This window comes from Lysinibacillus sp. 10T31, from assembly GCF_056394365.1.
In genome coordinates this window covers 1-12,948 of sequence record NZ_JBFTHS010000053.1, presented here as the reverse complement: position 1 = coordinate 12,948, position 12,948 = coordinate 1, and the positions used below count along the sequence as shown (strand labels likewise).

Here is a 12,948-nt window from a genome sequence, read left to right as displayed (position 1 = left end):
GCATGGATGCGATGATCTTAGGCTAACATCCTATATTGAACTCCTTTCCGATTCCGTGACATCCGCCGGAGGCTTTAACTTCTTTCAGCTGATGTTTGGACACCTGCTGAATAATGACTTAAAACCGCATTCAACTCGCCACCTATAGAGGAGGGGCTTCGGTAGCTGACGCTTCGCTTTCGCTACATAAAACACTTGCTGAAAGAAGTTAAAAAAATTTACTTTTTCATTAACTTTTGAATAGTCACTACTAATTCATCTAACACTGCCTCATCACCTTCTGATAGGCGATCTACTACACATCCCTTTAAATGACCTTCTAATAATATCTTTGCTACACTATTTAAAGCAGACTGTGTGGCAGACAGTTGCGTAATAATATCATCACAGTAAACGTCTTTGTCAATCATCCCTTTAATACCTCGGATTTGACCTTCAATTCGATTCAAACGAGTCGTTAAATCCTTTTTAACACGTTCAGGATGGTGGCTTTTTCGACACGACGTAGCTTCCTCTGTATAACAAGCATCTTCTTTCACTATATCCTCCATTTAATACACCTCCTACCTTACAATTACAGATTACCATACCCACGAAGGGTATGTAAAGCTGAAAAATTTTTATTTTTTAATGATGATGGCCGTGATGATTTGACTGCTCATTTTTTATTGTACATAAAATTGAATTATCATGCTTATGTGCTACGGTTTCCAATTGAATCGTTACATGCTTTATGCCCTTATGCTCAAGATTATGTTCAATTTCTCGTAATATATTCTCACTATCCGCAATTTTTAGGTGATCATTAACAACTGCATGACAAGAAAGCGCATTTGTTCCACTTGTTATTGCCCAAATGTGTAAATCGTGAATGCTTTGAACACCATTAGTTTGTACAATAGTTTGTATGATTTCCTCAACGTCTACATTTGTAGGTGTTCCCTCCATGAGAACATGAACAGCTGCCTTCGTTACATAGTAGCCGCTTCTCAATACTAATATTGCAACAATAACACTCGCAAGTGGATCAGCCCAGCCCCAACCAAAAAACATCATTAATAGTGCGGCAACGATGGCCCCTACAGATCCAAGCATATCACTTAATACGTGTAAAAAAGCCCCGCGCATATTCAAATTATCTTTTGTATCACTGCCACGCATCATAATCCAAGCTACTAAAATATTTATCAGAAGACCAATCGTACTAATAACTAGCATGCCTGTAGTTGCTACTTCTGGTGGATTTGCAAAACGTTTTATTGCTTCATAGAAAATGAATAAAGCAATTAAAATTAAAGTCACACCATTTAATACTGCTGCCAAAATTTCAAAGCGTTTATAACCGTATGTTTTACTATAGCTCGCAGCCTTTTCTCCAAACATAAAAGCAAGTAAGGCTATCGCTAATGAAATTGAATCACTTAACATATGTCCTGCATCGGATAAAAGAGCCAAACTATTTGTTAAATAACCACCAATCGCTTCAACAACCATATAACTCGTAATAATAATAAATGATACTATTAACACCTTTTTATTTGCGCCATGCGTATGGTCATGGCTGTGATCATGACTATGTCCCATGTTTTATCCCTCCATTAACTCTAGTTATGTGTAGCATGCTCAATAGCTTGCATCAACAAATTCATAATGTGATCATCATCTTTTGAATAATATAAAGTTGTGCCTTCTCTTCTATATTTCACTAACCTTAAATTTTTCAAAAAACGTAACTGATGTGAAACTGTTGATTGACCTAAATCTAAAATCTCAGCAATGTCGTTGACTGAATGTTCATCCGTACATAATAAATTTAAAATACGAATTCTTGTCGGATCACTTAATGCTTTAAATGTTTGAGATACGACGAATAGTGTTTCTTCGTCTAAATGTTGCTCTTTGTTAGTCTGAACATCTGTATTTTTTAATTTTTCATCCATATAGTTTTACCCCTATCCTTTTTATATTTATATATGAGCATATATTAATATATAAATATAAATGGTTGTTTTGGAAATGTCAACTTTTTAACTTCTTACTGAATCCTGACGCATTGTTGCTGTGACATATTTGATAGTAGCAATTGTCAATTAAGCAAGATACACTAAATGATAAGGAGAGATTATAGTGGATATTTTTGAAACAGACCGATTGTTTATGAACAGTGCACTGGAAGAAGCTAAGAAAGCAGCTTTACTTGGAGAAGTGCCAATAGGAGCTGTGCTTGTATACGATGGAGAGATTATTGCACGGGCTCATAATTTACGAGAAACAACACAAAATGCAACGACGCACGCTGAATTAATGGTTATTCAAGAGGCTTGTAAAAAAATAGGTAGCTGGCGTCTTGAAAAAACAATACTCTATGTGACACTTGAACCTTGCCCTATGTGTGCAGGTGCAATTTTACAATCTCGTGTGCCACGTGTTGTATATGGTGCAAGAGATATAAAAGCAGGCTGTGTAGATTCACTCTATCGCTTACTAAACGATGCACGCTTTAATCATGAATGTGAAGTAACAGAAGGAATTTTAGCTGATGAATGCGGACAAATCTTAACCGATTTTTTTAGAGCATTACGTGAACGAAAAAAAGCTGAGAAAAAGGCAAGACAAGCTTTAATGGTTGAAAATGAAGAATCTAAATAATTCAAAAAAAATTTGAGACACCCTCTTTTTTGAACAAGAGGAAAGTGTTGTAGTAGCAATTATAAAAACCTCTAGCCTTCAATGGCATATAAAGTTATATAACATATAAAAGAAAAACTACTGTTGAGATTAAATTTTCAACAGTAGTTTCTTTTATTTTTCGTCCCAGTTTATTTCGGGGCAATTACTTCTTTTCCGCCCATATATGGAACTAATACTTCTGGAATCACTACGCTTCCGTCGGCTTGCTGATAATTTTCTAGGATTGCTGCTACTGTACGGCCGATCGCAAGACCTGAGCCGTTTAATGTGTGTACATACTCTGGTTTTGCATTTGCCTCACGACGGAAGCGAATATTTGCTCGACGTGCTTGGAAATCTTCAAAGTTAGAGCATGAAGAGATTTCGCGGTACATATTTTGAGCTGGAATCCAAACCTCTAAATCGTACTTTTTCGCTGCAGTGAAGCCTAAATCAGCTGTGCACATTTTTAGTTTACGGTATGGTAACCCTAATAATTGCAGTACTTTTTCTGCATGACCTGTTAATAGTTCTAGCTGTTCATAAGATTCTTCTGGTTTTACAAAGCGTACTAATTCTACTTTGTTGAATTGGTGTTGGCGAATTAAACCACGTGTATCGCGACCCGCAGAACCCGCTTCTGAACGGAAGCAAGCACTGTATGCTGCAAAGCCCTGTGGTAATGCTTCAACTGGTAAAATTTCATCACGGTAGAAGTTTGTCACAGGTACTTCTGCTGTTGGAATCATGAAATAATCTGTGTCATCTAATTTAAAGACATCTTCTTCAAATTTAGGTAGCTGTCCTGTACCGGTTAAGCTATCACGATTAACAATTACTGGTGGTAGCATTTCTTCATAACCATGCTCTTCTGCATGTAAGTCCATCATAAATGTCATTAATGCGCGTTCTAAACGAGCACCAAGACCTCGATAGAATAAGAAACGGCTACCAGTCACTTTTGCACCACGTTCAAAGTCTACAATTTTTAAATCTGTAGCGATATCCCAGTGTGCTTTAATATCAAAATCAAATGTTGGAATGTCACCCCAAGTATATTCCTCTACATTATCGTCCTCTGTTGTGCCAACTGGTACAGATGCATGTGGAATGTTTGGTAAACGCATCATCATATCTTTAAAGCGTTCTTCTACATCATTTAATTGGACATCTAGCTCTTTAATTTCATCGCCAACCTGACGCATACGTGCAATAACTTCATCCGCATTTTCTTTATTACGTTTCATGATAGAAATTTGCTCAGATACTTTATTACGTTCAGCTTTAAGCTCTTCTGTTTTTGCAATTAATTCACGACGCTTTGCATCTAATTGTTCAAAATCGTCTAAGTTTCCTAAATCCTCATTACGTGTTAATAGCATTTCTTTAATTTCCGCGAAATTATCGCGCACGCGTTTAATATCTAACATCGTCATACCTCCAGTAGATTCTTAATGATGGGAAAATATTTAGTAGAAACACAAAAAAGCCCTCATCCCCAAAAGGGACGAGAGCTACCCGCGTTGCCACCCTAATTGATTAGACACATTGTACTTTGTCTAATCCACTTATCTCATAACGGCATTTCAGCCGGCGACAGCCTACTTCATTAACTTCGACTGCGCAACTCCAGGACGGATTCACAAGTGCTTTTATCAGCTTCCACCACCCGCTGACTCTCTAAAAAAAACGTGCTTGCTACTACTTCCCATCATCGTGTTCAGTTATTTAAATTTTATCCATACTGTACTATATGAAGTGAAATTTTGCAAGTCATACCATAGAAGATACAAAATATTCAAGAATTCGTGCATCTGACGTTAATTCTGGATGGAAGGAACAACCTAATAGATGATCGTCTTTCGCTAACACGATTTTCCCGTCATGCTCTGCTAATATTTCAACACCTTCACCAACTGAAACAATATGTGGCGCACGTATAAAGACAGCCGGAATGGCAGCACCTATTTCCGGTATGTCGAGCTTCACTTCAAAGCTATCTACCTGACGTCCATAAGAATTCCGTGCAACTACCACATCCATTACTGCTAAATGTGATTCATAATCCACTAATTCCTTTGCTAATAAAATCAATCCTGCACATGTTCCAAACATCGGTAAACCTTGCTTTGCAAGTGTGCGGATTGGCTCCAATAGCTCATAGCGATTCAGCAATTTCCGCATCGTTGTACTTTCTCCACCAGGCAAGACAAGTCCATCAAGCTTCTCTAAATCAGCACTTTGTTTTACTAAGACCGCTTCGCATCCAAGAGACTCTAACATTTGCACATGCTCTCGTACCGCTCCCTGTAATGCTAAAACACCGATTCGCTTCATCTTACCAGCCTCGCTCTTGCATACGCTCATTTTGACTAAGCTGTGCAATATCGATGCCTTTCATCGGAACACCTAGCTCTTTTGAAATTTCAGCAATTAGCTTGTAGTCCTTATAATGCGTAGTGGCCTCAACAATAGCACGAGCAAATTTCTCTGGGTTTTCTGATTTAAAAATACCAGAACCAACAAATACACCGTCTGCTCCAAGCTCCATCATTAATGCTGCATCAGCTGGCGTAGCAACTCCACCTGCTGCAAAATTCACTACTGGTAAACGGCCATGACGCTTAATTTCTCTTAATAATTCAAAAGGAGCACCAAGCAATTTAGCCTCTGTCATTAATTCATCCTCTGTCATACCAACTACCTTACGCACTTGCGCATTCACTTTACGAATATGGCGAACTGCCTCTACAATATTACCCGTCCCTGGTTCCCCTTTAGTTCGTAGCATGGAAGCCCCCTCACCTATGCGTCGAGCAGCTTCACCTAAATCACGACAGCCACAAACAAAAGGCACTGTGTAATCACTTTTTAATAAATGAAACTCTTCATCTGCTGGAGTTAATACTTCACTTTCATCAATATAATCGACACCCATCGCTTCTAGCACTCTTGCTTCTACAATATGTCCAATACGTGCTTTAGCCATGACAGGAATGGATACTGCCCCCATAACCTCCTCGACAATACGAGGATCCGCCATACGTGCAACACCACCCGCCTTACGAATGTCTGATGGTACTCGTTCTAATGCCATGACAGCTACAGCTCCTGCCGCTTCCGCAATTTTCGCCTGCTCCGCATTAATAACGTCCATAATGACGCCACCCTTTTGCATTTCCGCCATCCCGCGCTTAACTAATTCTGTACCTGTTTGTTTCATGATTTCTAACCTCCACCTTTATGATGAAATTTAGTATAATTGAAATTGACCATATAAAAATATCCAGTTTATAAAATAACCATAAGGTCAGGAGGATTAATGCACATGGACATGCTATTATTTCAACTAGAAAAAAATGGTGAAAAACCGCTCTACGATCAGCTTTATAGCGGCATTAAAGAAGCTATTATTTCAAAGAAAATCGCAGTAGGAGAAAAATTACCATCAAAAAGAAAATTAGCCGATTTTTTGAATATTTCACAAACAACAATTGAAATTGCATATGCACAGCTTCTTGCTGAAGGGTATATTATGTCTAAATCCCGTGTTGGTTATTTTGTAGAGGAAATTGACGAGCTTCCGTATATTCAACAGGACACAGATACTTCCTTAAACGAACAACCTAAGAAAAAATCGTACAAGATAGATTTTAATCCTGGTTCTATCGATATTGATGCCTTCCCTTTTCAAACATGGCGGAAATATGCGAAAGAGCTCTTTGATGATGCCTCAAAGGAATTATTATTAACAGGTGAGCCTCAGGGAGAACTATCTTTACGAACAGAGATTGCTAATTATTTATTTCAATCACGCGGGGTTGTTTGTAGTCCCGAGCAAATTGTCATCGGTTCAGGAACAGAACAGCTTCTACCAATGATTTTGCGCCTCTTTAGTGACGATACTTGCTTTGCACTTGAAAACCCAGGATATCCAGCTGTGCATCGTATGTTTTCCCAGCATAAACGAAAAGTCTATCCAAATGCGGTCGATGATGAAGGAATTGTCATCCATGAGCTCGAAAAAACTAGCGCGGACGTTGTTTATATCACGCCATCACACCAATTCCCTACAGGAGCAGTATTATCAGCTACAAGACGAGCACAGGCTTTAAATTGGGCAGCACAAAGCTCCTCTCGATACATTATTGAAGATGATTATGATTCAGAATTTCGTTATACTGGAAAACCGATTCCTGCCCTTCATGCATTAGATCGAAATGATAAAGTAATTTATATGAGTACATTTACAAAATCATTAATGCCATCCTTGCGCGTTGCTTATTTTGTACTTCCACCAAAATTACTTGTTGCTTATAAAGATGTATTTAATTACTATTCATCAACCGTACCTCGTTTCGATCAACATATTGTAGCTAATTTTATGCGTGACGGCCATTTTGCAAAGCATTTAAATCGAATGAGGAAGGTTTATCGAAAAAAGCATGAAAAACTTACTTCTATTTTAGAAAACTATTCTAATCAAATTAACATCACTGGTGAACAAGCAGGAATGCATATTTTACTCGATGTACAACATACTTTGTCTGAAAAGCAATTACAGCAGCTTGCTTCCAATGAGGAAATCAGAATCTATCCACTATCTGATTACCGCTTGGATCAAGGCGTATCCTCACAAGCTCAATTTTTACTAGGTTTCGGGGGTATACCTGTACATGAAATTGAACCTTCGATTGAAAAGCTAATGAACTGTTGGGATATACAGAAAAAACACCGATCAACCTCACGTTAAAAGGATGATCGGTGTTTCCTTGATATTATGATTCAATTAACTGGATATTATAAAGCTTAAACCATGTATGAATTTGCCCTAGATAAGCTAAAAGCTGTGGACCTGCCATTAATTGTCCATACCAAGGAACTTTGAAAGAACTGCCACCAGATTCAATTAGCTCTATTAGCTTCTGCCGTTCAAATAATTCATGGAGAATTGAATTTTTGTCCCCCATTATTTCTCTTAGCCATTTTTGAACGCCCGCTGTATAAACTGGATGATAAGTTTTAGGATACGGATTCTTTTTCCGATATAAAACTTCTTCTGGCAATAAATGTTGCATTGCCTTACGAAGTAAACCCTTTTCCATACCGTCTAAATTTTTCATTTCCCAAGGAATATTCCACGTATATTCCACAAGACGATGATCTGCAAACGGCACACGAACTTCAAGACTCGCTCCCATGCTCATACGGTCTTTTCGTTCCAGCAGTGTTTGCATAAACCATACCATATTCAAATAAAACATTTCTCGCTGCCTTACTTCCTCAATACTCTCCCCATCCAGATATGGTACTTCAGCAATTGTTTGTGAATATGCTTGTTGGGCATATGATTCAACTTTTAATTTTTTACGCCATCGCTCTTGTAACATTGTTGATCTTTCAGATAGTGAACGAATCCATGGAAAACCTGTAGTCGTTTCTGTAAACCATGGATAGCCACCGAAAATTTCATCTGCACATTCACCTGATAGTGCAACGGTAAAATCCTTTTTAATTTCTCGACAAAACCATAATAACGATGAATCTACATCTGCCATCCCTGGTGAATCTCTAACGATGACAGATTCTATTAAGAAATCGATTAATTGCTGTTGGGAAATTTCCTCCGCATGGTGTGTTGTACTAAAGGTATCTGTCATTTTTTGAATCCAATACGTATCTGTGGATGTTTGAAAAGCATGCGGATTAAAGAAACGTTCATTATCCTCGTAGTCTATAGAATACGTATGGAGTTTGCCTTTATTTTGTTGCTGGAACATGTTTGCAGCAATTCCTGTAATAATGCTGGAATCTAATCCTCCTGAAAGAAATGTACATATTGGAACGTCTGAAACAAGCTGTCGTTCAATAGCATCCGTTACTAAAAAACGGACATGATCGATCGTCTCCTCTAATGACTCTTCATGACGGTTACTCTGTAACTGCCAATACTGCCAAACTCGTATACCCTCTCTAGAGAAACGCATTGCATATCCTGGACGTAGCTCATTAATATTCTGAAAAGGTGATTTCCCGGGCGTTCTAGACGGTCCTACAGCCATAATATTTGCTAGCCCTTCCGTATTAACGGTTGTTTTAATCAATGGATGAGCTAATAATGCTTTCACTTCGGATGCAAAAAGTAAGCCGTCTTGTTGTTCTGTGTAAAATAAAGGCTTCACACCTAGTCGGTCTCGGCATAAAAACAGAGATTGTGATTGTTCATCCCATATACCAAAAGCGAAAATTCCATTTAAAAAATCAACACACTGCTCTTTCCATTCAATATAAGCCGTTAATAATACTTCCGTATCTGAATGTGTTGTAAAAAGATGCCCTCGATTTTGCAGCTCTTTCCTTAATTCTTCTGTATTATAAAGCTCGCCATTATATGTAATGACATAGTTTGCACCATCATGTTCTTTCTGCATCGGTTGCTTCCCACCGATTAAATCTATGACGGCTAGCCGACGATGGCCAAATGCAATATGCTCACTACACCAAATATTTTCATCATCTGGCCCTCGTTTATTTAACGTTTGCGTCATTAACTTTAGTATTTCATTACTTGTTCTTAAATCCTTTTGAAAGCTAGCCCATCCTGTAATGCCACACATTTAGCCACATCCTTTCGCCTAATAGCGTATGCAGTAGAGCGAAAAAACGTGAAAAAGAACACGAGATATTTGAAAACATCTACGTGTTCTTTAAGTTAATTATTAAAATAAGCCACCAACAAAGTCAGTAATGCTGTTCCATAAGTTTCCGAAGAAGCTACCAATACCTTGGAAGAACAATGAGATGCCACCAGCACGCTCTACAGCCTCTGTAGTGACAACATCAGCTTTAAGGTCCTTACCGTCAATAAAACCGTAATCTGTGCCTTCTGAGCGTTCAAGAACTAACTTTCCGACAACGGTATCCTTCTTAACCTCTGCTTCAAGACTCTTTTTATCTAAAACTAGTTTAGGTTTATATAAATCTTTCTCAGATGACTTGACCATAAATGAAACTGGTTCTTTAACAGCAATCGCTACATTCTTTTCTTTACCTTTCGTAACTTTTACTGTTTCTTGATCTTTAAACTTATAGTTCGCTGGAATAATTTCTTGTTTCGAGAATTGTGAGAAGCCATAGTTCAGCAATTTAGCTGTTTCATCGAAGCGAGCTTTATATGAGCCTTGTCCATTTCCATCTACAGCCTTCATAACAACAGAAATTAAACGTGTACCATTACGCTCTGCAGTACCTGTAAAGCTATGTCCAGCAAAGTCTGTTGTACCTGTTTTTAATCCGTCAACGCCTTCATATTGGTACACTAATCCTGGCAACATAAAGTTCCAGTTCTCCATGTTAATTTCATCATCTGTTCCTTCACGGAATTTCTTTTTTGCAATTTTAGACGTTTTTAATACGTCTGGATGATCTTTTAGTAAATGATATGCTAATTTAGCTACAGATTTAGCAGGCATTACGTTTTCATCATTTGGTCCAGTACCTGCTGGATGCATACCAAATAGATTTGCATTGTTAAGACCAGAAGAATTTACGAATTTATAGTCTTTAAGACCAAGCTCTTCTGCTTTTTTATTCATTAGCTTTAAAAACTCAGTTTCAGTACCCGCAATTGTTTCTGCTATAGCAACCGTAGCAGCATTTGCAGAGTAAATTGCCATCGCCTCATATAATTCACGAATTGTGTAAGATCCATCTCTACGCAATGGTACATTACTTAACGCACGATCTTGAGACAATTTATACGTATAATCAGTTACATGATATTCTTGATCCCATTTAACTGTACCTGCATCAATTGCGTCCAATAACAGGTATTCAGTCATCATTTTTGTCATACTCGCAATACCTAGTGAAGTATCTGCATTTTGTTCATATAAAATTTTTCCTGAATCTGCGTCAATTAAAATTGCAGCATCCACATGTAGTCCTAAATCTGTTTCTGCATTTGCCTTCGCCGGAATACCTGCTAAAACACTAAATAACAAAACAGGAATTAGGAGTAAGCGAATGACAGTGTTCATTGTCTTTTTCACCTTTAAAGCCCTCCAAAAAATATTCTTGTCCTCGACATTTTATCATATATAGTAACTTCCGTGCGCACTCTCTATCATAAAAAAATGCTCTCGTGTCATCTTTGTAGACGATTCGAGAGCATAAAAGTTGCTAGTAATATATTACATCGAATAGTTTGGTGATTCTTTTGTGATTTGTACATCATGTGGATGTGATTCACGTAGACCTGCACCTGTCATTCGAACAAACTGAGCATTTTCACGTAAGAACTCAAGGTTAGCTGAACCACAATAACCCATACCTGCACGAATACCACCGATTAGTTGATAAATTGTATCTGCTAGAGGCCCTTTATAAGGAAGACGACCTTCAATACCCTCTGGTACTAATTTTTTCGCATCCTCTTGGAAGTAACGATCTTTTGAACCTTTTTCCATAGCTCCAATTGAACCCATACCACGGTAAACTTTGAAGCGACGACCTTGGAAGATTTCAGTTTCACCAGGAGATTCAGAAGTACCTGCAAGAAGTGAACCAAGCATTACAACATTACCACCCGCTGCAAGAGCTTTTACGATGTCACCAGAGTACTTAATGCCTCCATCGGCAATAATTGTTTTACCAAGCTCACGTGCTACTGTTGCACAATCGTAAACAGCTGTAATTTGTGGTACACCTACACCAGCTACGACACGAGTAGTACAAATAGATCCTGGTCCAATACCAACTTTCACTACATCTGCACCAGCCTCAAATAATGCGCGTGCACCTTCAGCCGTTGCCACGTTACCGGCGATAATTTCAAGCTCAGGATAAGATTCACGGATAGAGCGAATTGTTTGTAATACACCCTCAGAATGACCGTGAGCTGTATCGATTACTACGATGTCCACTTGTGCTTCAACAAGCTTTTCAATACGTATCATCGTATCTTTTGAAACTCCAACTGCTGCCCCTACTAATAAACGACCATGAATGTCTTTTGCAGCGTTAGGGAACTCAATTACCTTCTCAATATCCTTAATTGTAATTAATCCAGTTAATTTACCTTCTTCATCTACAATTGGTAACTTTTCGATTTTATATTGTTGAAGAATTTTTTCAGCATCCTCTAGAGTCGTTCCAACAGGTGCTGTAATTAAATCTTCTTTTGTCATAACATCTTCAATTTTTAAAGAATAGTCAGAAATGAAACGTAAGTCGCGGTTTGTAATGATCCCTACTAGTTTTTGGTTTTCCATACTATCAACAATTGGTACACCAGAAATTCGGTATTTACCCATTAAATGCTCAGCATCGAAAACTTGGTGAGTCGGAGTTAAGAAGAATGGGTTTGTAATAACACCATTTTCAGAACGTTTTACTTTTTCTACTTGCTCAGCTTGCTCATCGAGCGACATGTTCTTATGGATAATACCGATACCACCTTGACGTGCCATAGCTATTGCCATTTTAGATTCTGTAACTGTATCCATGCCTGCGCTGATCATTGGAATATTTAATTTAATCTTTGGTGTTAGTTGAACTGATAAATCAACATCTTTCGGTAATACTTCTGAATGCGCTGGTACTAATAATACATCATCAAAAGTTAAACCTTCTTTGGCAAATTTAGTTTCCCACATTTTCGTAACGTCCTCCTATAGTTAAAAGAATATTAATTGTAAGATTAACAACGTGCTAAGCTACTGTCAAGAAACTTATAAAAGAAAGACAATTCAGATTTTTTAAGGTGCAGCTTTGATAGTCTTTTCACCCTTATACACTGAGAAAAATATAGCCTTTTTTTATTTCTTCTACAATTAGTATAAATGATAGTTAAGCTCTGTCTTATTTTAAGCAAGTTTTGTCGAATTATTGATAAATTAATAAGGTTTTTCATAAAAAAAACAGCCAGCACWCAGCTGACTGTTTATATTGCCTAGCGACGTCCTACTCTCACAGGGGGAAGCCCCCAACTACCATCGGCGCTAAAGAGCTTAACTTCCGTGTTCGGTATGGGAACGGGTGTGACCTCTTTGCCATCATCACTAGACTTATTTAATTGAAAGATTATTCTTTCAAAACTGGATAAACGGTGCATTGATTGTTTCAAACTTTTTTTGGTTAAGTCCTCGATCGATTAGTATTCGTCAGCTCCATGTGTCACCACACTTCCACCTCGAACCTATCTACCTCATCGTCTTTGAGGGATCTTACTTACTTGCGTAATGGGAAATCTCATCTTGAGGGGGGCTTCATGCTTAG

General features: G+C 38.0%; 11 protein-coding genes, 2 rRNA genes and 1 other annotated feature. Of the genes, 2 read left to right on the top strand and 11 right to left on the bottom strand.

Annotation, left to right across the window (positions count from 1 at the left end):
- Positions 1-218: 218 nt before the first annotated feature.
- From AC1DCY_RS22660 to AC1DCY_RS22650, 3 genes are all read right to left on the bottom strand, one after another.
- A complete protein-coding gene (locus AC1DCY_RS22660; protein ID WP_403000975.1) occupies positions 219-551 on the bottom strand; it encodes a metal-sensitive transcriptional regulator in 333 nt (110 codons plus the stop codon).
- Positions 552-627: 76 nt separating this feature from the next.
- Positions 628-1,584, bottom strand: coding sequence for a cation diffusion facilitator family transporter (locus AC1DCY_RS22655; RefSeq protein WP_477353706.1), 957 nt, complete (start codon positions 1,582-1,584; stop codon positions 628-630).
- A gap of 20 nt (positions 1,585-1,604) precedes the next feature.
- Positions 1,605-1,940, bottom strand: coding sequence for an ArsR/SmtB family transcription factor (locus tag AC1DCY_RS22650; protein WP_477353704.1), 336 nt, complete (start codon positions 1,938-1,940; stop codon positions 1,605-1,607).
- 187 nt (positions 1,941-2,127) lie between these two features.
- Between AC1DCY_RS22650 and tadA the strand changes: the two genes are divergently transcribed.
- Positions 2,128-2,649, top strand: a complete 522-nt coding sequence (gene tadA, locus AC1DCY_RS22645) for a tRNA adenosine(34) deaminase TadA (protein ID WP_477353702.1) — start codon at positions 2,128-2,130, stop codon at positions 2,647-2,649.
- A 170-nt stretch (positions 2,650-2,819) separates the two neighbouring features.
- Here the strand turns inward: tadA and serS are convergent, their stop codons facing one another.
- From serS to pdxS, 3 genes are all read right to left on the bottom strand, one after another.
- A complete protein-coding gene (gene serS, locus AC1DCY_RS22640) occupies positions 2,820-4,100 on the bottom strand; it encodes a serine--tRNA ligase (RefSeq protein WP_477353701.1) in 1,281 nt (426 codons plus the stop codon).
- 70 nt (positions 4,101-4,170) lie between these two features.
- Positions 4,171-4,394: a binding site (T-box leader), on the bottom strand.
- Positions 4,395-4,443: 49 nt separating this feature from the next.
- A complete protein-coding gene (pdxT, locus tag AC1DCY_RS22635) occupies positions 4,444-5,007 on the bottom strand; it encodes a pyridoxal 5'-phosphate synthase glutaminase subunit PdxT (protein ID WP_477353699.1) in 564 nt (187 codons plus the stop codon).
- Position 5,008: 1 nt separating this feature from the next.
- On the bottom strand, positions 5,009-5,893 hold the full coding sequence (gene pdxS, locus AC1DCY_RS22630) for a pyridoxal 5'-phosphate synthase lyase subunit PdxS (protein WP_477353697.1): 885 nt from the start codon (positions 5,891-5,893) through the stop codon (positions 5,009-5,011).
- Between the two features lie 105 nt (positions 5,894-5,998).
- Between pdxS and pdxR the strand changes: the two genes are divergently transcribed.
- Positions 5,999-7,423 carry a MocR-like pyridoxine biosynthesis transcription factor PdxR gene (pdxR, locus tag AC1DCY_RS22625; RefSeq protein ID WP_477353695.1) on the top strand — a complete coding sequence of 475 codons (1,425 nt, stop codon included), beginning with the start codon at positions 5,999-6,001 and terminating at the stop codon, positions 7,421-7,423.
- A 25-nt stretch (positions 7,424-7,448) separates the two neighbouring features.
- Here pdxR and asnB read toward each other — a convergent pair whose 3' ends face one another.
- From asnB to AC1DCY_RS22600, 5 genes are all read right to left on the bottom strand, one after another.
- Positions 7,449-9,287 (bottom strand): asparagine synthase (glutamine-hydrolyzing), encoded by a 1,839-nt coding sequence (gene asnB, locus AC1DCY_RS22620; protein WP_477353693.1) that lies wholly within the window; start codon positions 9,285-9,287, stop codon positions 7,449-7,451.
- 102 nt (positions 9,288-9,389) lie between these two features.
- A complete protein-coding gene (locus AC1DCY_RS22615) occupies positions 9,390-10,721 on the bottom strand; it encodes a D-alanyl-D-alanine carboxypeptidase family protein (RefSeq protein WP_477353691.1) in 1,332 nt (443 codons plus the stop codon).
- A gap of 141 nt (positions 10,722-10,862) precedes the next feature.
- Complete coding sequence (guaB, locus tag AC1DCY_RS22610) at positions 10,863-12,326, bottom strand: IMP dehydrogenase (RefSeq protein WP_197143168.1); 1,464 nt, start codon at positions 12,324-12,326, stop codon at positions 10,863-10,865.
- A gap of 294 nt (positions 12,327-12,620) precedes the next feature.
- A 5S ribosomal RNA gene (rrf, locus tag AC1DCY_RS22605) occupies positions 12,621-12,736 on the bottom strand.
- A gap of 67 nt (positions 12,737-12,803) precedes the next feature.
- A 23S ribosomal RNA gene (locus AC1DCY_RS22600) occupies positions 12,804-12,948 on the bottom strand; the annotation flags it as partial.